We start from the raw sequence: 21,315 nt of genomic DNA on the forward strand, positions 1-21,315 counted from the left end.
ACTGAGAGAGGGCGATTGCCCACACCTGGAACGATACCGCACGGATTCGCCTTGTGCAAGGCGATTGCGGACCTGCCGCCGTGTCGAGACATCCGTTGAGGAACATGGTGTCGACGGAACTGATTGCTAAGGCTCGCAGCGTCCTCCATTTGCTGGCGGCAGAGCTTGGCGAGCCGCCCGTGGAGGTTTCCGGCGAGCCGCTCGAAGAGCTCATCGCCACGGTGCTCTCGCAGAACACGTCCGACGTGAACAGCCATCGCGCCTACGATTCCCTCCGCCGGGCGTTCCCTCGGTGGAGCCGGGCTCGCGACGCCCACATCGACGACGTCATCGAGGCGATCCGATGCGGCGGGCTCGCCGAGACCAAGGCAGCCACCATTCAGGCGATACTGCGCGGGATCGGTGTGGAGGATGGAGAGCCGTCGTTGAGCGGATGGCTCGATGGCGACGATGCCGCCGACATCGCACGACTGACGACGTTCAAGGGCGTCGGCGTCAAGACTGCCGCATGCGTGCTCCTGTTCGCGCTGGGTCGCGATATCTGCCCTGTGGATACCCACGTGCACCGCGTCGCAAACCGGCTGGGACTCGTGCGTACTGCCTCGCCGGACGCGACACACGAGGCGCTCCAGCCGCTCGTTCCGCCGGGCAAGGCGTACGCGTTCCACGTCCTGTTCGTGCGCTTCGGCAGGCGCGTCTGCAAGGCGCGAACGCCCTTGTGCGGAACGTGCCCACTGTACGATGAGTGCGAATTCGAGGATCGACACGTGATCGCGTCCGCGTCGGCGCGACTGAGAGGCGATGCACGGTGAGAGTGGCGCGGGAGGTTCCGCTGAACCCGAACATCGTTCTCTACCACGTCGATGTGCCGCAGACGCGCGAGATCGTCGAAGCGTATCGAGTCGGCTTCGACTCCGCTCGCCAGCCCTTCTCGGGGATCATCGACTGCGGCGCAGAGAGCGTGCATGTGACCCGCTATCGTTGGGCAATACGCAAACCTCGGGATAAGGATCCGCTCGACTTCATGGCAGCCGTGGAACCGGGCATCTGCGAATGGGCGGGCATCGACGCGATACCGGCGCTCCGCGAGAGATCGGAGCGGTCGCGCGCGTTCGAGGTACCGTCCGACGCAACGCTTGCCGGCAGACGCGAAGTCTATGAAGGAAGCCGACCGGCAGAACAGAACCCTTTGGCGGCAGCCTTGTTCAATGTCCACGGGGTCGCCGAAGTCATCCTCGATCCTCTCCGCGTGCGGATCTCTCGCGGAGCGCTGTTCGAGTGGAGCGCCCTGGAGCCGGCAATCAGCGCAGTCATCGACAAGTCCCAAGTTCGTTCCGGCGGCGACAGCATCCATGGATCTGTTTGACGCTCTCGCGCAGAAGTCTAGCGACGGCATGCCGTTGGCGGCTCGGATGCGACCCGCCGCGCTGGACGATCTGCTGGGTCAGGAGCACATCCTGGCTCCTGGGAAGCCCTTTCGGCGCGAGATCGAGGCGGACGCGCTGAGGTCGATGGTGCTGTGGGGCCCGCCGGGCTGCGGAAAGACGACGCTCGCTCGTGTGATCGCGAGAGTCACCCAAGCGGAGTTCGAGCCGTTCCACGCCGCCACGTCGGGAGTGCCGGAAATCCGCAAGCTGATCGCCAAGGCGGAGGAACGCCGGAAGTACCATCAGCGGCGGACGATCCTCTTCATCGACGAGATTCACCGGTTCAACAAGGCGCAGCAGGACGTGCTCCTCCCGCACGTCGAGGAGGGTACGGTCATCTTGATCGGCGCCACGACCGAGAATCCGTCGTTCGAGCTGACCGCGCCGCTGCTGTCGCGAGCTCGCGTCATCGTGCTGCGACCGCTCGAGCCGAGACACATCCGCATGCTGCTCGCACGAGCCCTGACGGCGGACGCCGGGCTCCACGCCCTCAACCCCGACATTGAGGACGAGGTCCTGGATCGCATCGTCGAGATCGCCGACGGCGATGCACGCACGGCGCTCAACCTGCTCGAGTCCACCGTCCTGATGGCTCCCGTCGAGGACGACCGCCATGTCGTCAGGACCGAGCACTTCGCAGAGGTCCTCAAGCGCCATGCGATCCCACACGATCGCAGAGGCGACAATCACTACCAGCTCATCTCCGCGCTCATCAAGTCGGTGCGAGGCAGCGATCCCGACGCGGCGATCTACTGGCTCGCCCGTCTCCTCGAAGCCGGCGAGGATGCCCGATTCGTCGCGCGACGGCTCGTCATCTCCGCCAGTGAGGATGTCGGGAACGCCGACCCCATGGCGCTGACTGTTGCGGACGCTGCGGCGCACGCCGTCGAATACGTCGGGCTCCCCGAAGCGCAGATCGCGCTGGCTCAGGCGACGGCGTATCTGGCATCAGCGCCGAAGAGCAATGCCGCCTATTCGGCGTTGCTGCGCGCGCGCCAGGTGGTTCGCGAGCAGCCCCTCTACCCGGTTCCGCTTCATTTGCGCAATGCCGTGACCGCTCTTCAGCGCGAGCTCGGCTACGCCGAAGGCTACCAGTACGCCCACGACGCCGACGACGGATACTTGCCGCAGGAGCACCTGCCGCCCGAACTCACGGACCGGCGGTTCTACGAGCCGAAGGACATCGGAGCCGAAGCCGACATCCGCGCGCGACTGGACGACTGGCGTCGCCGACGCGCCTCTGAGAGGAAGCCGACGAAACGATGAAGCGCTGGCGTGTGCTCATCACCGAGACGATCCACCGAATCGGGACGGATCTGTTGGAACCCGTCGCCGACTGGCGGCTCTCGTCCGCTCCCGACGACACGACGCTCCTGCGCGAAGTCCGCGATATCGATGGGCTCATCCTCCGAGCGCGAGGTTTCGTGGGAGCCGAGGTGATGGACGCCGCCCCGCGCCTGCGTGTCATCGGTCGACACGGCGTTGGCGTCGACAACGTCGATCTGGACGCGGCAACGGCTCGCGGCATCTGGGTCGTCAACACGCCGGAAGCGAACGCCGAAGCCGTGGCGGAACACGTGTTCGGCGTCGTGCTAGCGTTCAGCAAGCGGATCGTCGCCGGCGATGCCGCCGTCCGCGCCGGCGACTGGGCGTACCGGAACCGCGACCACGGGTTCGAGATCCACGGGCTCACGTTGGGTGTTGTCGGTATGGGACGCGTTGGAGCCCGAGTCGCCGCCATCGGCGCGCTGGGATTCGGGCAGCGCGTGCTCTACACGGACGCGGTCGCGCGACCCGACGCCGAGAAGAACCTGGGAGCCCGGCGCGTGACGCTCGACGAACTGCTGACGACTTCGGACATCGTGACGCTCCATGTCCCATCGACGCCCGATACATCCGGCATGATGAACCGGGAACGGTTCCGTCTGGTGAAACCGGGGGCGTTCTTCATCAACGCATCGCGAGGTACGGTCGTCGACGAACCGTCGCTTGTCGAGGCGCTGACGTCGGGTCGTCTCGCCGGCGCAGCGCTCGACGTCTTCGCCGTGGAACCGATCCCGCCCGATTCGCCCTTCCTGATTCTGCCCAACGTGATCCTGTCGCCGCACAAGGCGGGTCAGACCGAGGAATCGATGCGGCGCATGGCGCTCGTCGCCGAAGACATCCTGCGCGTGCTCAAGGGCGAGGAGCCCCGGTATCCCGTCAACCGACCGGAGCGGCTGAAACAGGTGGTATCATGAGCATGCCCGCGCTCGTCGGCATCGGAGTCCTGGCGGGGGTTGTCGTTCCGGTGGTCGTGGCGGCGGCGTTCCGTGCGCTGCTTCGGCGGCGGGCGTAGACGGAGGAACCGCGCATGAACGGGCCCATCGCCCAGTTCGATGAGCACAAGGAAGAGATACGCAACCAACTTGGGCGGGCGATTCGGGGATTCCAGCGGCTGGCGCAGCTCGACCTGGCGGACCTGACCCGCGAGAACGCGACCGAGTTCTACCAGGAGTTCGCCGCGCTCGAAGAGGAGTTCGAGGGAATTGGCGGAATCCTCGACCTGCTGCGACATCGGTTGGTCCTCGCAGGCGATAGCCTGACCGCGCAGCTCGAGCAGATCGGGTTCAGCGGCGCGCCCACTCCGACGGTCGCCGATCAGCTCGACGAGGACGAAGCCGCGCCGCTGAACCAGCGCTAGAACACACCGGTGAGGAGGCAACCGATTGTCGAACGATATACGTCTGCTCGATGACGATCAAGTTCGGCGGTACGAATCCGACGGCTATCTGGTCGTCCACGACCTGCTGACCGACGCCGAAGTGCGCGCCTTTCTCGACCACGAGTCGAAGCCGAAGCCGTCCGAGTGGCATCTGGGGCTCCGCACCCACACGGCAGACCCTCAGTGGCGGTACCTGGCGACCCATCCGCGCGTCGCCGGGATCGCGCGGCAGCTCCTCAACTCGCAGCCGATGATCGTCCAGACGATGTTCCTGAACAAACCCGCGAACGGCGGAACCGGCATCGCGCTCCATCAGGACACGCACTACCTCCCCAGCGAACCCAACACGCTGATGGCGTGCTGGCTGGCTTTCACGGACACGGATGGAAACAACGGCGGGCTGTGCGTCGTGCCGGGAAGCCACCACGAAGGGCTGCGGTCGACGCACAAGGCGCGCGATCCCAGGGAACACGCCGTCTGGGAGACCGAGCACCGGATGCGCGACCGACGCGGCAAGGAATGGACGCAGCGACTCGTTTCGTTCGAGATCGACGACCTCGATCCGGCGTCCATCGCCAAGCTGACGGTTCCCAGAGGCGGAGGCGTCTTCTTCACGGGAATGACGATCCACGGGTCCTTCGCGAACCGTTCGACGGATCGCCCAAGACCCGCGTTCGCCGTCCACTACATCGCCGCCGAGAGTTGGCTGCTTCGCACCGACGTTCAGGAAGTGGTTCCAGCGTTGCCGGCGTGACGAACGTCCCGCCAGCGCCGTGTCCTGAGCAAACGAAGCCAAGCAATGGCGCGCCCCCGACGGACATCGCCACGCTTGGCTCCGTGCAAGATGACTGTGCGTCTTGCGACCTCGCGACGTTCCTCACGCGAGCGCAGCGTCGACCTTCTGCGCGAGCGCTGCCTTCGGCAGGAACCCGACGATCTGCTGGGCGACCTTGCCCTCCTTGAAGATCAGAAGCGTCGGGATGCCACGGATGCCGTACTTCATCGCCAGCGACGGGTTGTCGTCGACGTTCACCTTGGCGACGTTCAGGCGTCCGGCGTAGTCCTTGGCAATCTCCTCGACGACGGGGGCGACCATCTTGCACGGTCCGCACCACGGCGCCCAGAAATCGACCAGCACGGGCAACGCGTTCTGAATCACGTCGGCGTCGAACTTCGCTTCGCCAGTCTCCAGAATATCAGCCACGGGAATGCTCCTTGTTCTTGGGTCGGCTTTCCGCCGTCGAACACAATGCCGAAGTCCGCGACAACAAGATGCAAGGGACGTGCCCTCGCATCGACTGATGCCACTGCTATATGGTGGTCGATTCGGCGCACGTTTGTCGAACCGAAATCGTCAAGGGCTCCGTACGACCACGGTTAGCGACTCCTCAGTCCATGTCGCGGGATTGAGCGTGCGAACATAGTCCAGCAGACGCCGCACCGCGCCGACCGACTCTCACGCGGAGAGCGCGTACGGATCGTCCTCTCCCTCGACGTCGCCAATGAGAGACGCGATCTCCCTGTCGGAGGTCGTCAGAACCGCCTTCACTCTCTCGACACCCGGGGGACCCGCCGCCTCGATCCGCCAGCCGCCGGCGGGGATGCTCACGGTCTCGCCGCGACGGACCCGGTTGTCTTCGTCCAGCCGATTGGGGTAGAGCACGAAGAGCGATCCGTCGCTCGACAGGTTCACGACGAACAGCCGACCATCCGCGTTCGGCGTGACACGAAACGACAGCGATTCGCCGATTGCCACGATGGCAGGTCCGTCGAGACCGATGCGCACGGGCGTCGTGGTGTTGCGCACCGCAGCCAGGGCTTTGGACGCTGCCGCTGCCGCCAAGTGCTCCGAAACGGCGTCGATCGCGCTCGCCAGTTCGTCGGACTGGAATGACATGGCAAGCTCGCACGTGCCCGACATCGGATCGCTGATCTCCAGCGTCGTCCGATCCGCAGAAGCGTCATAGCGAACGCGAACGATGCGGTCCAGCGGCTTCGCGCCGGTGAACACGGCTTCCGGCAGCGACAGCGCGGAGATCGCACGCGCCGCTTCGGAGGGAGTGTCGGACTTCACCAACACCCGAAGCGATGTGGCGGGCTCTGCCGCGACGCCGATGCGCACCTGCGGTTCCCCTGGGTCCGCAACCGAACTTGGCGCTTGCGCCACCGCCTCGCCGCCGACGTTGAGCGCGAACGAGACGTTGGGCCCGGACAGCATCGGGTCCTGGGCGAAGCCGAACTCGCGGATGCGCCGGGCGGCGTACTGCCGGAGCTCAGCGAGCGTGAGTAATCCATCCAAGTCGCTGTCCGCGATGCCCCGAATTCCCTCCGCCAGGAAGTAGGTGAGCGCTCCGTGCTCAAGCTGGGGAGCCTCGACGACGACCTGATCCGGTTGGCAACCCGCCAACTCGACGACACCGCCCACGCCGGACGCGGACAGGTCGCCCACATCCAGCAGCGCCTCCGAAGCGCCATCGGGCAATCCGAGACCTGCGTCGAAGCTGCGTTCGATCTCCGCGCGCGTCTCGCGGGACGACAGCCGGATCGAGTCGCGATCCACATCGGCGACGCGCAGCGCGTTTCCGCCAAGGTGGCGCGATGCCGTGCCGGAATGGCAGCAGTCGAGCACGGCGATCTTGCGAGCCGCGTCGATGCCGGACAGCCAGCGGTTCAGGTCATCATCGCGGATCAACGTGATATCGAGCAGGGCGCTGTCCCATGCCCACAGGCACTCGTCGTAGCCGTCCTCTTCATCTCCGTTGTCGTCGATGAGCTGCACGCCGTGCCCGGCGAAGTAGAAGAGCACGGTGTCCGCCGGGCTCGCCGACGAGCGGAGCCATCCCTTCATCTCCGATGCGATAGCTCTGCGAGTGGCTTGTTGTCCCACGAGTATGCGCACGTTCTCGGGCGGAAAGCCCGCGTGGGACACGAGGGCATCGCGCATCAAGAGCGCGTCGCTCTCGGCGTAGTGTAGATCGCGCAGCCCCGGAAACTGGTAGTCGTCAATGCCGATGGGGAGGGCGTAGTTCTCCGCCTGTGCCGATTGCGCCGCGCAAAGGGCAGCGATGACTGCCACGACGGCAAGGAGCCCACGCCGACGAAGCGCGGATGATCTCATGGGACCGGCTACTGCTTCTTGAGAGTGATTACGATCGACCGGCTGCCGCCGGTTATCGTCACTTCATGGATCGACGGCACGTAGCCGTCCAGCGACGCCGTGATCCGATAGGTTCCTGCGGGAACCTGGAACGTGTGCCGAGGATCGTCCGGTTTGACGCGCAGGGCGCGCATCGGGGCGATGCTCTTAGCTCCCACCGGAAGCACCGTGACATCGGCGGCGGCTGGAGTCACGCTGACGACGATCTCGCCCGTCTGCCGCGAATCGCCGCGAGCCTCCGTCGAAGCCGAAGCCACCGTCCGCGCCACCAGCACGAAGCTGCTCCCCGGCTCATTGCCGATGAGCTCGCCCGAACGAGGCTGCGGCGTCACCTTGTCCAGATGCAGCAGCATCTCCTCGAGCGTCAAGACGCCGTCCGCGCCGCCGTAGGACCGGAGAGCCGCCAGGAACTGCCGCGAGAACGGGCTGTGCTGCCCAGGGCGACCGTCCGACACGTACTCCTTGCCGCCCGCCGTGATATAGCGGCGGGTCTGGAACGCGAGCTTCCTTCGGATGTACTCCGTGCGCGCCACTGGTTCGTAGACGTCATCGACCTGGCGGGCAGACGCCGCCATCGCCAGAACCGGGTCCAGCGTGCCCGAGAAGCACGAATCGACCACGAGCATCACATGCCGGCAGTCGAGCCGCTCCAGGATCGTGCGAACATCCTCGTGGGGCACGAGCGTGTCGCGAAGTGCGTCTTCCTTGAAGGGCTTGCCGTCCTTCATCGCCAGGAAGCCCCGTTTCAGCTTCTCGTCGAACCAACCATGTCCCGAGATGAACACCAGCAACTGGTCATCCGGCTTGTAGGCGCGGTCGGCGAGCGCGAACAGCGCCTTTCGAAACTCGTTACGGGTCGGGTTCCGCAGGAGCGTCGTCTCGCAGCCGTACATGTCGCGAAGTTCCGCCTGCACGGCTTCGGCATCCGGCACGGGATTCGTCAGCTTCGGGAAACTCTCGTATTCGTTGACCGCAACGAGCAGTACGTGGGTCTTGCCAGCCACGCCAGGCAGTCGGGCAGCGCTCGGAGCGCCCACGCCGCCTTGTTCCGTCGGCGCGCCACGCGGCAAAAGAGCCAGGCTCTGGTCGACGGGCGACGCCGACGTGCCGTAGCCCACCAGACGCGGATTCGTGGCGGTGACTAGGCGCTCGCCGCCATCTGACATGGCGACCCGGTACTCGGTCGGACTGAGTTCCTCCAGAACCCGATACGCCACGCCTTCGACGGTCTGCTCGTCCGAGGATTCGCCGGACGCCAACCGAAGCGGGGTGCGCCCGAAGTCGTAATAGGGGTTCAAGAACTGCTTGCCGGTCAGCGTTTTGGTCTGACGGAACGACGCGACGGGCGCCTCGACCTCGAAGGTCACCTGATCATCGGGTCCGAGTTGCGCCAGACCGAAATCGTCGATGAGCGACGCGTACGCCATGCCACCGTCGTCCGTCCGGTACGTCCTCTCGATCCCGACGCCCCGAACGATCACCTCGCTGCCGGGAGCCGGCGCCTTCGACGGATTCTGAACGTCCAGCGCGAACAGGACGCGGACGCGCTCATGCGTCTCCTCTTCGATCCGAACCGCGAGCCTCGGATCCGACGGCGACGTCGTATCGGGGAGCGTCACGATGTAGTTGCCAGTGGGACGCTTGTGGATAGAGACGGGCGAGCAGCCGTTCCGCACGATAAAGAACGCCGCGACGCCTAGCAGCGCCCATTTCCAGGGCTTGCGCTTCTTGGTGTTCCGGGTGGGTTCCTCGAAGTCCGGGAAATCCGGATCGATGGACGAGAACAACATGGGATGCCTCCCCGAACGACGGCGGACCTTACGGCGCACGAGGCGCTCGACGCGCGCCCGATACCGTATTACCTAACCATATTACCTAACGAGGTGAACTTCGTCAAGGGTATATCTCAACTATTATTATCTTCGGATTGAATTCCTTGAACCGATCGTCTCCGTTCTGGGATCATCGTCGCGCGGGACGTCCCTCAGGCTCGTGAACCGACGTCTGGTCCTCGCGGCTGCCATCCTCCAGGCGCATCCACGACTCGAACTCCCGCACGCCCTCGCGCAGGCGGATGATCCTCGACCCGTGGAGGAACCCCTCCCTGCCGTACGTGGCGAACCCGCTTCCGCGCCCATAGCACAGGCGGATGCCGTGCAGCATGCCGTCGTAGTCGTTCACGTGGTCATGCCCGACGAACGTCCCCAGCACGTCGCCGCACTCGTGGAACGCCGCGAACAGACCCGTGTTGATGCGCGGGCAGCAGACGGCTTCCTGCTTGACCCCCACGCACGGATGCATGTCCCACACGTCATCGTATTCGGGCAGCGGGATGTGGAAGAACGCCAGCGCCGGGATCAGCCCCGCCTCGCCGCGTAGATTCCGCGCCGTCGAGACGTACCACTCCACCTGATCGCGCCGAACCCAGCCGTAGCCATCGACGGACGTCTCCGTGTAGCTGTTGGAGTCGATGAAGTAGAGCGCCGCGCCGGTCTCATGGTCCGACCGGCGAGCGATCCGCACGACGTAGTTTCCTACGCCCGATACGTCGGCGGGACCTGGCTCCGACAGGCACATGTCCGATTGCTGCTGCTCCTCGATCAGCGCCATGCGTCTGAGCGAGCCCTCGTCGTCGTGGTTCCCGAACACGGCAGCCCATGGAATCCGCCGCTCTTCGATGGCCTGCACGAGCTGACGCATCGACTCCGCTGGGTCCTTGCATCCTCCACCAGCGATGTTGTCGCCTGTCAGCGCGACGAGGTCGGGCTTCTCGGCGTCGAGAACCGTCTCGATGAGCTCGCGCGTGCGGAGATCGGCTGGCTCCCCGTTGTGCCAGTGCGTATCGGTGAACTGAGCGATCGTGAACGTGCCGTCCTCGCGGAACCGCAGAGGATGCCGCATGGGTTCAGGTTCCTTCCCGGTTGGCGAACCGTGTCAGCGATGGGAGAGCGCAGCGCCGAGCGTTGTGAGTTGCGGCATGAATCCGCCGTCGATCAGACCCGTCGGCAGGATCGGCACGTCCCAGGTAATCGCCCAGCCAGCGTCGATGACGCTTCGCGTGTAGCGAACCACCCAGTCGTCGTCGAAGCGCGTCGGGCTCCTGCCCCAGTTCTCGCCGAGATAGCTGAGGATTTGGTACTGCGCCTGGTTCACGAATCGGCGCGGCACAGGCATCGGGAACGTCGTGCTGATCTCGCCGGCGGTGAAGTCTTGGTGCTCGGAGATGGCGGGAAGCCAGTTCTGGACGCCCGGGTTGAACGCGACGATGCTGTCGGAGTTGCCGGCGCGCGCGGCGTCTGCGAGCGTCCCGAAGTTCGGCGCGTCAGGATGCAGGTACATCGCCGTCGCGTAGTAGCAGCCGTCGAACCACCAGCCGCAGACGCGCTCGCCCCAGCGAACCGACCACTCGCGGACGACCTCTGCCCACATGAACTGGAACTCGGCGAACCGAGGGTCGCCGGTTCCCCAGGGTCTGCCCTCATCGTCGATGCCGCTTGCAGGGCGGGCGTAATCCGGGTACCGACCTGGACGCCACTTGAGCGCCTCCATCGCGGCGGCGTCCTTGTCGGGAGCCCCGGACGGCAGGTAGACGCACAGGCGGATGCCGCGCGGATGCAGCACATCGTAGAGGTCGGAGATCAGATCACGCCGCGAGCACTTGCTGGAACGGATGCCGACGTACCGGTCGTACGCCGCGTTCGGCGCGCAGTAGCACCCGGAGTTCTGCCCCAGAGTGATGAAGTAATACCGCGCGCCGGTCGCCGCGAGTTGATCGGCGAGGGCATTCACATCGAAGCTGTCTACGAGCCGGTTCCAGTCATCGGCGCTCGTCGCAGCGCCGGACGCGACCACTTCGGCGAGGTAGTGCGTGAAGACGCCCCAGCCAGCTTCGTGCATCCAGTCGGCGCGATGTCCCGTCGCGCTCATAGGAGACCCCTTCCGCGTGACCCTCCTAGACGCCCCACCGTCGGCGCGCTTCGTCCATCGGAACCGTCTGTCCCGCGCTCCAGCCGTAGTGGGCGATGGGGTTCTCGCCGATCCATCGCTCATCGACCGGTTCGTCGGCTCGCTGGTAGCGCGTGTCGCAGCTCAGGCGGAAGCGCTTCTGTTCGTTGTTGAGCGAGCAGTGCATCAGGAACATGCCGAAGATCAGGGCATCGCCCGCCTGGAACTCGGACGTCAACAGCCGACCGCCGTATTGGTCGATTACGTCGATGGGATCATTGGAGAAGTTGCCCGTCACGTGGTCGCGGTCCACGTCCATCTTGCCGTACGTCTCCTTGATCTTCTCGAAGTGCTGGGAACCCTCCAGCAGCGCGAGCGGCGCGTGGTCGTACGGCACATCGCCCAAGGGCGTCCAGACCGTGTACACGTCGAGCGTGCCACGTCCCATGTACGGGATATCGTAGTGGAGCCCGGAGTTGTCGCCGGTTCCGAGCGCCCGAAGCCACTTGAAGTCGTACGTCAGCGACGGTCCATCCAGCAGATCGGCGAAGAACTGCATCAGCTCCGGCGCTTCGACGAGCGCGAGGAAATCGGGCTTGTGCGAGATCGCCTTGACGCCGCCCAGGAACGCCCCGCGCTGCCCTTCCGCGATGGCTCCCTCGTCCATCGGTCGCGCCGGGTCGAGCTTGCCTCCCGCCTTCAGGTTCTCGAGATAGACGCGCCGTGCTGCCTGCACCTTCGCCGGATCGTGCAAGCGCCGAATCAACAGGTAGCCGTCTTCCTCGAGCCGCGCGCGAAGCGCCGACGGATCGCCGACCACGTCGTTCGACTCCCGCAGCGACCCCAGGTACTTGCCGCCCAACTCCAACTCACGGTTGCCCATACGGAGCAGCATGATCCATCCCTCCTCGATGTCATCGTCTCACCGCTTGACGAGACCTGACCGACCACAGCATAGTGTTAGGCGCGTTCCCTCGACAAGGACGCGCCTCTAGCCCGACAGGTGGCGTCTCAGGAACGCCACGGCGCGTTCGATCGCGCTGGCTGCCCTTGGGTCGGATGTATTCCCGTCGAAGCCGTGAGCCCCGTTCTCAACCGTGTAGAGCTCGTGTTCCACGCCAACCCGACGCAACGCCGCCGCCATATCGACGGACTGGCTGTACGGCACGTCTGTGTCTGCCGTGCCGTGGAGCAGCAACGTCGGCGGGTAGCTCGCATCGGCTTGGCGCTCCGGGCAGTACGGTTCCAGCGCCTCGGGATGCGCCACCGGATCGACGCCTCCGACCTCGTGGAGCCATCGCCCCTGCTGGCGGCAGTACAGGTAGAACCGTCCGCGCCCGGAGTTCGGCGGCTCCTCCGACAGCTCCGCCTCGCCAACGACGGCTCGGGCGTCCGGCTCGAACACGAGCGGCTGTGTCCGGTAGAACGGGTCTGGCTTCGCGTACCAGTCGGCGAGAATATCTCCGTACCCGTAGAACGACACGAGCGCCTGCACACGCGGCTCGACGGCGCACCCAGCCATCAACGTCAGGTAGCCGCCTCCGGACTGCCCAACGACGCCGATCCTCGACGGGTCCGTGCCGAAAAGCCGGGGACCTTCACGGCGCATCCACGCGAACGCGTCGACGACATCGCCGACGATCTGCGGCAGTTTGGTCTCCGGGCCCAGACGGTAGTCGATGGAGACGACCGCCCAGCCCTCGGCGAAATACCTGTCGCGTTGCCGCCCGTGGATCGCCTTCCGGTCGCCGAGGATCAGCGCGCCGCCGTGAATCCACACGACCACCGGATACGGCGGAGCGACCGACGGCAGGTAGACGTCTGCCCGGATGTCAAGATCGCCGACACGTTTGTAGGTGTAGGTCTCCATGTGCCCATTGCCTCCTGAAACCCGGTTGACGGTGCGTCGGACGCGCGATAGATTCGGCGTCGGTGACGCCGCCCAGTCCACACCCAGCGGACAAGGAGGATGCAGGATGCCCGTACTCTCCGAGCAGGATCGCGCCTTCTTCGACGAGAACGGCTACGTCGTCGTCCACGATGCCGCCCCAGCCGACAAGCTAGCCGCCGCCGTCGCGGCGATCTGGGAGTTCCTCGGCATGGACCCCGACGATCCCGACGACTGGTACCGCCCACCCCACAAGCCCGGCGCGGGAATGGTCGAGTTCTACCAGCATCAGGCGTTGTGGGACAACCGGCAGAGCCCGCGTGTACACGGCGCGTTCGCCGACATCTGGCGAACCGATAAGCTGTGGGTCAGCTTCGACCGCGTCAACATGAAGCCGCCGCGCCGCCCGGACAAGCCCGAATGGGACAACAAGGGCTTCGTCCACTGGGACGCCGACACGAGCCAACTCCCGCTTCGCTTCGGCGTTCAGGGAGTGCTCTGCCTGACCGACACCGCCGCGAACCAGGGCGGCTTTCAGTGCGTGCCCGGTATGCACAACCGGCTGGAGGAGTGGGTCAAGACACAACCCGCCGACCGGAACCCGCGCGTTCCCGATCTCGCCGGTCTGGAGGTTGTCAACGTCCCTGGGAAGGCAGGCGACCTCATCATCTGGCATCGCGGGCTGCCGCACGGCAACAGCCACAACACGTCTGACAAGCCCCGACTGGCGCAGTACATCTCCATGTCGCCCGCGTCCGAGTCCAACGACGAGGCGCGCGCGCGCCGCATCGAGCTCTGGCATCGGCGACTGCCGCCAGGACCCCCGATCTTCCCAGGCGACCCGCGACGGATCGAGGAGGAGCACGGCACGACCGCCGTCTTGACTCCCCTCGGTAAGCGCCTTCTCGGACTCGACACGTGGGGATGAGCTAGTCCGCGACTTGACGCAGGACCGACTCCAAGAGCCGGATCGCCCTCGCTTCGATCTCCCGCGCGGCTTCCAAGCCCTCGATCTCCGGCTGGAGTCCTTCCGTCGTCCATCCCGACGCATCGACGCCGTGGAACCGATGGAACCGCGACTCTTCGCGGTTCAGAAGCGCGTCCAGCAGGTCGAACTCCTTCTGGTAGAGGTCGGAGGCTTCACGCAGCGCCGCAACATGGTCTTCGCCGAGCGCATCCGCGTATTCGCGCAGGAACTTGGAAGCCTCTCGGCGGGCGTCCCAGAGCGTCTCAAACGCCCACATATAGCCGTGGCGCATGTTGGCGCGCTCCTGGTCGGTGAACTCCACTCGGTCGAGGATGCGTAGCTCGCGGATCCACTCGCGGTACGCGGCGTCGCCGTACCAGTAGGAACCCGAGATGCCCCGCCGCCAGCTATGGACGGCGATCCGCATCGCCTGGAGCAGCGCATCGCGTCGAGAAGGAGCGCCGAGGAACTCGGGCGTGAAGATGAGCGTGGGCCCCATCGACGCGGCGGGGATGCGGCGGTGCTCTTCCTTGTCGAAGTAGCCATGCACCAGGATCATCTTGCCGCCGTCGGCGTGCCCGTATGCGACGCCACAGTTCAGATCGCCCGTGACATATCCCGTCACAGGCGACCCCGAGTTGATCGACGCGATGACCATATCGGCGAACCGCTCCATGGCAGGAGCGCTCCAGTCCGATGCCCTGATGTTGGTGAGCCGCCATCCCGTGCCAGACGACGCGGCGGAGATCTCCTCAGGGAACTCGCCGACCGGCGTCGATGGGCACCAGCCCTTGCCGTCGCCCTTCCAGCCCCGGACACGGAACGCCAGGCCCGTGACGCCCATCAGGTACGTGTAGGAGTAGGGGTAGGCGGTGGGCGCGAGCGCCGCTTCAAGCGCGCCCGCGAACGTGCACATCTTCGAGGGGAACCGGGGATGGAGAACGCCGTCGATGCGGATCGCATCGCCCTCCTGGCGCATGTTGTCCTGGCTGAGCGCCCAATTGAGGTCGCTGGCGACGCCGCCGAGCTCCGCCATCACCTGCCGCAGCGTCGCCGCATGGTCGTGCTGCGTCGCCGCGTCGCCGATGAGCCGCTCGTAGCCCGTTTCATCGTCGCGCGCCAGTACAGGGATCAGAAGCTCGACGATTCGTTCGTAGCGTTCCGCCGCGCGCTCCAGCCTTGGGCGCGACGCCTCGGCGAAGGCATCGGCACGGGAACGCAGGTACGCCGCTGCCGTCTTGGAGCGGTCTACCAGGTCGCGGGCGTTGTCGTCGGCGCACGACCAGACCCGATCCGGGGCGCTCTTGAAGCACGGTTCACAGAACGGCGTATGCTCCATCGCGTCGATCCACGCGCTCACGGCGCGGACCCCGTAGACGACGTCCTTCGTCGGCAGGAACGGCTCCCGCGAACCGTCGATGGCGGCGGTTGCGGCACGAAGCGCCTGACGATCCGCGTCGTGCGGAGCGAGCGTCACGTCGCCCTTGGACAGCGCGAACAGCTTGCCCCACGGGTAGGGCACGTTGTCACGCCGTCCGTTGTGGCTCAGCCCGAGTACCGTGCCGTCCTCTCGCGCTTCGACGACGATCCCGTACCACAACCACGGGACGAATCCGCCGTCAGCCGTCTTCTGCCACGGAGACGTCAGGACGACCTCTCCCTGGTTCATGGCATCCCGGATGGCGCGTGCCCGCGCCTGCATGGTGCGAGCCTTGATTTCGTCGCTGTCGTCCCAACTACAGTCCGGCGCGTCGAGCCAACGGTATCGCAGCCCGAACCGCGCGGCGACGTCGGCGATCCCCTCGTCCCGTGGGTCGCGATGCCACCACGCCGTGCAATCCTCGCGCAGATTGATCCGAGGCGCGAAGCACGCGCCGCTCAACGCGCTGATCTCGCCGTAGTCCGCCTCGACGCCCAGGAGTTGCGCCGCTGCTTGTACACACTCGGCGAACGTGTCCGTGCCGGTGCCCGTGAGTTGCAGTGATCCGTAGTCCATGGCGAATGCCTCCTGCGTTGACGCCTCCGCGTGTCCAGTGATGGCAGCCAGCGCCACAAGAGCGATCAGCGACACGCAGCCGCCGTGACCGCGTCGGGTACGGCTCATGGGATTACTCCTGAACGCCGTGGGCGGAGCGAAGCAGGTCAAGCGCCGTCTCGATCCGTGCGACCGCTTTCTGTTCCAGCTCGAGCGCTTGTGCGAGCGTCGCGGCTTCGCCGTCGCGCATCTCCTGCGTCCAGCTCTTCCCGTCGGCGAGTTGCCAAGGGAACGGCGCGTTCCCGCGTCCCGCCTTCAGCGCCTCGACGATCCGCTCGTAGTCGGCAGCGGCTCCTCTGAGCGCGTCGCGGGCGGCTCCATCGAGCTCCCCGGCGATGGATCGCAGGTAGCGCACTGCGCTCGAACGCGCGTCGATCAGGCTCATGTAGCACCAGGCGTTGACATGCGTCAGGAACCCTGAGTCCTCGGCCTTGGCGAACATCGCCGCGTTCCGCAGGTCTCGGATCCAGGCATCGTACGCGGCGAATCCGCTCGCGTAGGACCCGTATTTCGGTGTGTTGGCGATCTCGACGGCGATCTCGAGCGACCGGATGATCGCTTCGGCATTGGGGCGATGGGCTCCCGACGCGTCGATGCTGCGGGCAGTCCACGGTTCATCGGGAGCCCAGACGCTCTCGACGATCCAGGGGAACTTCGTGGCGGGCTCGTAGTGGTCAGTCTTGAGGTAGTAGTCGCGGCAGAGGAGGACTTCGCCGCCCTTCTCGTAGCCGGTGATGACGCCCCAGTCCGCGTGCTCGACCAGCTGGATGCCCAGCACGGGGCGTCCCGCGTCGATGGACTCGACGATGAACCGCCGGGCTTTCGCGACCTCGTCGGGGTTCTTGAGGTCGGCCGAGCAGAACTCCCCGCCATATCCAAACGCCACGCGAGCTGGGCTTTCGTGGTTGAATCCCACGTTCGCGTCGGGAGCGCTCGGACACCACTGCGGTTGACGGATGTGCAGTCGGAACGCCGCGCCGGAGAGACCCATCACGTCATCGTACGTGACATCCGAGCCAAGTGCGCGTAACGCGACCGTCAACGCGCCAATGAAGGTGTTCTCGGTTCCCTTGCCCCACTCCAGCCGCTCGACGCCAGGGATCGTCCTACGGTCCATCGTCTGTCCTTCCTGGATTGCTGCGAGTAGCGCGGACGGGGTGAGGAACACGTACAAGATAGCGATACGGCACACCATGGCAGATGCCTCCTGCCTTGCCCGTTGCGCCATACCAGCCGTCGTGTCGAGTGGGTCTGGGTACTAGGACGTGCCGCCGTCAAGTCCCGTTGCGGCGAATCGCGAGCGTTGGGAGAGGGCGGGGCACGCGAAGCGCCGTCCGGTGATGCGGGACCGGACGGCGCTGCGTGAAACGTGGGTCGCATGGCGGCTCGTGGCTAGACGCCCGAGCGACTGTGCTGCAGGTTCGCGGCGCGGATCGTGTTCCGCACCAGCATGGCGATGGTCATCGGACCGACCCCGCCGGGAACCGGTGAGATCGCCGACGCAACTTGGCTCGCCGACTCGAAGTGCACGTCGCCGACGATTCGGTAGCCCTTCGGAGCCGACTCGTCTGCCACCCGGTTCACGCCGACGTCGATGACGGCGCACCCCGGCTTCAACATCTCGCCGGTCACGACCTCCGGGCTCCCGGCGGCGGCGATGACGATGTCGGCATCCCGCGTGTAGACTGAGAAGTCAGGTGTCGCGGTGTGGCAGACGGTAACCGTCGCGTTCCCGCGAGGCGTTTTCTGGACGAGCATGTTCATCAACGGCTTGCCCACGACGTTCGATCTGCCGAGGATCACAGCGTGCTTCCCGGCAGGTTCGCATCGGGCTCGAAGCATCATCTCGACGATGCCGCTCGGCGTGCAGGGCTCGAACAACGGAGCCCCGACGACGGCTTGCCCGACGTTCGTCGGGTGGAACCCGTCGACGTCCTTGCGATAGTCCAGCGCCTCGATGACGCGAGTCGACGATATCTGGCGCGGGAGCGGCATCTGTACCAAGATACCGTTGACGGCGGCGGCGGCGTTCAGTTGGTCGATGAGCGCGAGTAACTCGTCCTCCGTGGTCGAAGCCGGCAGCACGATGGTCTTCTCGGTGATCCCGACCCGCTCGCACGCCTGACCCTTGCGGTTGACGTAGACGTGAGACGCGGGGTCGTCTCCCACCAGAACTACCGTCAGGTGCGGCGTAACGCCCGTGTCGGCTCGGAACGACTCGACTTCCTTGGCGACCTCTCGCTCAATGGTGCGGGCGATCTTCTTGCCGTCGATGATTTCTGCGGACATAGGCTATCCTTAGTGCGTCGTGCAGAGCTCGGCGGAACGGACGACCGGGAGGCGGACGATGCATTTGCGGCGTGTGCAGACGGGGCTGAGTCGCGGGTCGCGCGGCGCGATGACGATCTCGTTCGCTCTGCACCTGGTCGGTTTGGTCGGGGTGTCGGTATACCTGGTTGCGACACGGCTCCCGTACGCCGATGAGTCCCAACTCGCCATCGAGTGGGTGGAGCTCCCACAGGAGCAGGTGCGCCGGCTGTTCCCTCGCAAGGAGCCGATGCCTGTCACGAAGACGATGCCTCTCACCGTCGCGACGCGCACAACGCCAATGGCGACCTTCTCGCCCAACATGATACCGGAAGTCGTGAGGCGCTCAAGCAACGTCCTGACACAGAGCGTCGAGGTGAACCCTCACCCCGTTCGTACCGCGTTGCCGCAGATCACAACCGCAGCCTCTTTGAACACTAGCCGAGCATCCGCCACGCTGCCAGAGCGTTCGAGCACGCCCTTCGGCGACACGTCTGGGCGAGGCGTCGAGACGGGCAGAACGCGTGCCGCCGCCGGTGTGCTGGGAAGGCAGGGCTTGTCCATCGTCGAATCGACCGGCACGCAGGGCTTGGGCATCTCCCAGCCGAAGTTCGTCGATACGACGGCGCTCTTAGCGGATGCCCAGCTCGGAGCCGTGCTCCAGGGCAAGGGGCGCGACATCACGGGTCACATTCGGATCATCCGCGTCAAGCACACGCTGTCGGACTGGTGGCAAGACCCGACGGCGATGGCGAGCATGATCGAGAACATCCAGGCGAACACGCGCCTCCGCGCCGACATGAAATTCGAGGGAGGCGCGCTTCCACTCACGGACGACCGAATCCTCGACGCGCCCCTGCTCGTCATGACGGGACACGACAAGGACATCACCGTGTCGCGGAACATGGTTCGCGGCGGGCCCCTAACCGACGGGCTGACAGATGCCGAGCGCGTGAACCTGCGTCGCTACCTGCTCGACCGCAAGGGTACCCTCTTCTTCGACGATTGCGGTTTCAACGGCATCTTCGCCGAGCAGGTCCGGCAAGAGCTGCGCCACATCTTGCCCGAGTACGACCTACAGGACATCCCGCACAACCACGAAATCTACACGGTGTATTACGAACTATCGGGTCCGCCCACCGGCGGCGACGTGTTCTGGAACTCCGAGAACAACCCCCAAGTATCGCGGTTCCGTTCGCACAAGGGCATTACCATCGACGGCAGGCTGGCGGTCCTCTACAACCGCAAGGACTACATGTGCGCCATGGAGACCGCCGAGATCGAGAGCCGCACCATGCTCCGCCTGCGACGTTCGCCCGACGTGTATCGGTTCATGACGAATCTGCTCGTCTACGCGATGAAGTACGGCGGCAACGTCGATCGGACGCACTACTCCTCGCGCTGAGCTTGCCCTCTCCTCCCGGTTGCACGTAACCTACCCGTCGTTCCGCTCCCGACGAAGCCTTCGAGGACGCGCATGCTGGCATCCGTTTGTTTCGATGTCGAAGACCTCGTCACGCCGGAGAGCGATGACGCCGCGAAGTGGATCGCGTCGATCATGGAGTCGGTAGGTCTCACCGGCACGTTCTTCCTCGTCGGCGAGAAAGTGCGCCTGCTCCGAGAACGCGGCAGAGAAGACGTCATCAGCCACCTGAAGGCCCACGAGCTCGGGTTCCACTCGACGTGGCATTCGGTTCCCCCAACCGTCTGCGCGGTGTGCGAGGACGCATCGTTTCTGGGCGGAGTGCAGCGACTCATGGAGCGCGAGCGCGACGGCTGGGAACTCGCCGAGGCGATCCTCGGGACGCGTCTCATCGGCTGGGCGACGACCGGCGGCTCATGGACGCCGTCGCTCTGCGGGCTGATGCATCAGTTCGGCGGCGTGCAGGCGTACTCTCCGGCGTGCTTCGGCGAACACAGCGTGGTGTGGTACGGCAACTGCCTGAATTTCGGACAGCTCATCGGCGGTCTGGACGCCTCGTTCGCCAACGACGGCGACTATGCAAACGCCATCGCTCGGTTCGAGACGGCGCTGGAATCCGCGCTCAACTCGACGCGCGACTGGCAGGGCTTGTTCGGCGGACACCCGACGCGGGTGATCTCGCATGAGTTCTGGGACGGCGTCAACTTCCAGGGCAGCGCGAATCCGCCGCGCGATCAGTGGAAGCGCCAGCCGCTGCGCACGCCGGACGAGATCGACACGGCGCAGCGCAACTTTGAGAACTTCTGCAAGAGGCTCATTGCCGACCCGCGTCTTCGCTTGGTTCCGCTGTCCGAAGCGGCGCGCCGGTTCAGTTCGCAGAGCCCGGGATGCTCGGGCAGTGCGCTGTTGGAAGTCGCCCGACGCATCTCTGACGAGGAACGACCCGTCTTTACCGAGTCGTTCTCGACGGCGGAGCTGCTCGTCATGATGGCGTACGCCGTCCTCCTCGGCAGAACGGACGGCGCGTGGTTCGTGCGACCGACCGCCTTCGGGCCCGATGCGATGCCGCCTGAGAGCGAGCCCCGACGTGTACCTCGCACCGCACTCACGGCGCTCGCGTCGGATGTCACCGCGAGCCTGGCAGACACCGGCTGTATTCCGGCGACGGCGACTGTCGCCGACCTGACGCTCTCGGCGGGACAGGTCCTCGTCGCCTTTGCGCGAGCCCTGCTGCGTCCAGACGCGGAGCACTTCGACGTCTCGTCGGTTCCGTCCTACCCGTCCGTCGGCGACGAGATCGCCGAGCGGGCGCGCAGCGGCATCCGAGGTTGGCGCATGCACTCCGAGTCGTTGGACACGACTCGAATCGAAGAGGCGGCGCGACTGCAGACGTGGACCCTCAAACCCGCGTGGCTGCGAGGCAAGCTGCCCTGGGAGGAGCACCACCACGACTGACACGCGA

General features: G+C 65.6%; 19 protein-coding genes. 9 read left to right on the top strand and 10 right to left on the bottom strand.

Features of this window, described 5'->3' with window-relative positions:
• Positions 1-80: 80 nt before the first annotated feature.
• From FJZ36_03490 to FJZ36_03515, 6 genes are all read left to right on the top strand, one after another.
• Complete coding sequence (locus tag FJZ36_03490) at positions 81-812, top strand: endonuclease III (protein ID MBM3213962.1); 732 nt, start codon at positions 81-83, stop codon at positions 810-812.
• A complete protein-coding gene (locus FJZ36_03495; GenBank protein MBM3213963.1) occupies positions 809-1,366 on the top strand; it encodes a hypothetical protein in 558 nt (185 codons plus the stop codon). Before FJZ36_03490 ends, FJZ36_03495 begins: the two co-directional genes overlap by 4 nt.
• A complete protein-coding gene (locus FJZ36_03500; GenBank protein MBM3213964.1) occupies positions 1,353-2,693 on the top strand; it encodes a replication-associated recombination protein A in 1,341 nt (446 codons plus the stop codon). Before FJZ36_03495 ends, FJZ36_03500 begins: the two co-directional genes overlap by 14 nt.
• On the top strand, positions 2,690-3,667 hold the full coding sequence (locus FJZ36_03505) for a hydroxyacid dehydrogenase (GenBank protein ID MBM3213965.1): 978 nt from the start codon (positions 2,690-2,692) through the stop codon (positions 3,665-3,667). The genes FJZ36_03500 and FJZ36_03505 overlap by 4 nt, the downstream gene beginning before the upstream one ends.
• A gap of 113 nt (positions 3,668-3,780) precedes the next feature.
• Positions 3,781-4,110, top strand: coding sequence for a hypothetical protein (locus tag FJZ36_03510; protein ID MBM3213966.1), 330 nt, complete (start codon positions 3,781-3,783; stop codon positions 4,108-4,110).
• A 25-nt stretch (positions 4,111-4,135) separates the two neighbouring features.
• The gene (locus FJZ36_03515; GenBank protein MBM3213967.1) at positions 4,136-4,885 is read left to right on the top strand and encodes a phytanoyl-CoA dioxygenase family protein; all 750 of its coding nucleotides are present in this window, start codon (positions 4,136-4,138) and stop codon (positions 4,883-4,885) included.
• Positions 4,886-5,008: 123 nt separating this feature from the next.
• Here the strand turns inward: FJZ36_03515 and trxA are convergent, their stop codons facing one another.
• The 7 genes from trxA to FJZ36_03550 form a co-directional block, all read right to left on the bottom strand.
• On the bottom strand, positions 5,009-5,335 hold the full coding sequence (trxA, locus tag FJZ36_03520; protein ID MBM3213968.1) for a thioredoxin: 327 nt from the start codon (positions 5,333-5,335) through the stop codon (positions 5,009-5,011).
• Positions 5,336-5,587: 252 nt separating this feature from the next.
• Complete coding sequence (locus FJZ36_03525) at positions 5,588-7,249, bottom strand: DUF4384 domain-containing protein (GenBank protein ID MBM3213969.1); 1,662 nt, start codon at positions 7,247-7,249, stop codon at positions 5,588-5,590.
• 8 nt (positions 7,250-7,257) lie between these two features.
• Positions 7,258-9,078 (bottom strand): caspase family protein, encoded by a 1,821-nt coding sequence (locus FJZ36_03530; GenBank protein MBM3213970.1) that lies wholly within the window; start codon positions 9,076-9,078, stop codon positions 7,258-7,260.
• Between the two features lie 172 nt (positions 9,079-9,250).
• Complete coding sequence (locus tag FJZ36_03535) at positions 9,251-10,189, bottom strand: metallophosphoesterase (GenBank protein ID MBM3213971.1); 939 nt, start codon at positions 10,187-10,189, stop codon at positions 9,251-9,253.
• A 33-nt stretch (positions 10,190-10,222) separates the two neighbouring features.
• Positions 10,223-11,185, bottom strand: a complete 963-nt coding sequence (locus FJZ36_03540) for a hypothetical protein (GenBank protein ID MBM3213972.1) — start codon at positions 11,183-11,185, stop codon at positions 10,223-10,225.
• A gap of 55 nt (positions 11,186-11,240) precedes the next feature.
• A complete protein-coding gene (locus FJZ36_03545) occupies positions 11,241-12,128 on the bottom strand; it encodes a phytanoyl-CoA dioxygenase family protein (GenBank protein MBM3213973.1) in 888 nt (295 codons plus the stop codon).
• Between the two features lie 96 nt (positions 12,129-12,224).
• Positions 12,225-13,103, bottom strand: a complete 879-nt coding sequence (locus FJZ36_03550) for an alpha/beta hydrolase (protein MBM3213974.1) — start codon at positions 13,101-13,103, stop codon at positions 12,225-12,227.
• Between the two features lie 106 nt (positions 13,104-13,209).
• Here FJZ36_03550 and FJZ36_03555 point away from each other — a divergent pair, with 106 nt between their 5' ends.
• Positions 13,210-14,049 (top strand): hypothetical protein, encoded by an 840-nt coding sequence (locus FJZ36_03555; GenBank protein MBM3213975.1) that lies wholly within the window; start codon positions 13,210-13,212, stop codon positions 14,047-14,049.
• A 1-nt stretch (position 14,050) separates the two neighbouring features.
• Here FJZ36_03555 and FJZ36_03560 read toward each other — a convergent pair whose 3' ends face one another.
• The 3 genes from FJZ36_03560 to FJZ36_03570 form a co-directional block, all read right to left on the bottom strand.
• Complete coding sequence (locus FJZ36_03560) at positions 14,051-16,192, bottom strand: hypothetical protein (GenBank protein MBM3213976.1); 2,142 nt, start codon at positions 16,190-16,192, stop codon at positions 14,051-14,053.
• A gap of 4 nt (positions 16,193-16,196) precedes the next feature.
• Positions 16,197-17,240 carry a hypothetical protein gene (locus FJZ36_03565; protein MBM3213977.1) on the bottom strand — a complete coding sequence of 348 codons (1,044 nt, stop codon included), beginning with the start codon at positions 17,238-17,240 and terminating at the stop codon, positions 16,197-16,199.
• A 275-nt stretch (positions 17,241-17,515) separates the two neighbouring features.
• Positions 17,516-18,412 (bottom strand): bifunctional 5,10-methylenetetrahydrofolate dehydrogenase/5,10-methenyltetrahydrofolate cyclohydrolase, encoded by an 897-nt coding sequence (locus FJZ36_03570; protein MBM3213978.1) that lies wholly within the window; start codon positions 18,410-18,412, stop codon positions 17,516-17,518.
• Positions 18,413-18,470: 58 nt separating this feature from the next.
• Between FJZ36_03570 and FJZ36_03575 the strand changes: the two genes are divergently transcribed.
• Together FJZ36_03575 and FJZ36_03580 are read left to right on the top strand one after the other, a co-directional pair.
• Positions 18,471-19,835: a DUF4159 domain-containing protein gene (locus tag FJZ36_03575; protein ID MBM3213979.1), complete on the top strand. Its 1,365-nt coding sequence runs from the start codon at positions 18,471-18,473 to the stop codon at positions 19,833-19,835.
• A 72-nt stretch (positions 19,836-19,907) separates the two neighbouring features.
• Positions 19,908-21,308 (top strand): hypothetical protein, encoded by a 1,401-nt coding sequence (locus FJZ36_03580; GenBank protein MBM3213980.1) that lies wholly within the window; start codon positions 19,908-19,910, stop codon positions 21,306-21,308.
• The last annotated feature ends 7 nt before the right edge of the window (positions 21,309-21,315 follow it).

The organism is Candidatus Poribacteria bacterium, assembly GCA_016866785.1.
Taxonomy (GTDB): domain Bacteria; phylum Poribacteria; class WGA-4E.

Coding starts and splice junctions, on each gene's coding strand:
- FJZ36_03500 (MBM3213964.1), top strand. CDS start 1,353: ATGGATCTGTTTGACGCTCTCGCGCAGAAGTCTAGCGACGGCATGCCG.
- FJZ36_03505 (MBM3213965.1), top strand. CDS start 2,690: ATGAAGCGCTGGCGTGTGCTCATCACCGAGACGATCCACCGAATCGGG.
- FJZ36_03510 (MBM3213966.1), top strand. CDS start 3,781: ATGAACGGGCCCATCGCCCAGTTCGATGAGCACAAGGAAGAGATACGC.
- FJZ36_03525 (MBM3213969.1), bottom strand. CDS start 7,249: ATGAGATCATCCGCGCTTCGTCGGCGTGGGCTCCTTGCCGTCGTGGCA.
- FJZ36_03530 (MBM3213970.1), bottom strand. CDS start 9,078: ATGTTGTTCTCGTCCATCGATCCGGATTTCCCGGACTTCGAGGAACCC.
- FJZ36_03535 (MBM3213971.1), bottom strand. CDS start 10,189: ATGCGGCATCCTCTGCGGTTCCGCGAGGACGGCACGTTCACGATCGCT.
- FJZ36_03540 (MBM3213972.1), bottom strand. CDS start 11,185: ATGCACGAAGCTGGCTGGGGCGTCTTCACGCACTACCTCGCCGAAGTG.
- FJZ36_03545 (MBM3213973.1), bottom strand. CDS start 12,128: ATGCTGCTCCGTATGGGCAACCGTGAGTTGGAGTTGGGCGGCAAGTAC.
- FJZ36_03550 (MBM3213974.1), bottom strand. CDS start 13,103: ATGGAGACCTACACCTACAAACGTGTCGGCGATCTTGACATCCGGGCA.
- FJZ36_03555 (MBM3213975.1), top strand. CDS start 13,210: ATGCCCGTACTCTCCGAGCAGGATCGCGCCTTCTTCGACGAGAACGGC.
- FJZ36_03560 (MBM3213976.1), bottom strand. CDS start 16,192: ATGAGCCGTACCCGACGCGGTCACGGCGGCTGCGTGTCGCTGATCGCT.
- FJZ36_03565 (MBM3213977.1), bottom strand. CDS start 17,240: ATGGACCGTAGGACGATCCCTGGCGTCGAGCGGCTGGAGTGGGGCAAG.
- FJZ36_03570 (MBM3213978.1), bottom strand. CDS start 18,412: ATGTCCGCAGAAATCATCGACGGCAAGAAGATCGCCCGCACCATTGAG.
- FJZ36_03575 (MBM3213979.1), top strand. CDS start 18,471: ATGCATTTGCGGCGTGTGCAGACGGGGCTGAGTCGCGGGTCGCGCGGC.
- FJZ36_03580 (MBM3213980.1), top strand. CDS start 19,908: ATGCTGGCATCCGTTTGTTTCGATGTCGAAGACCTCGTCACGCCGGAG.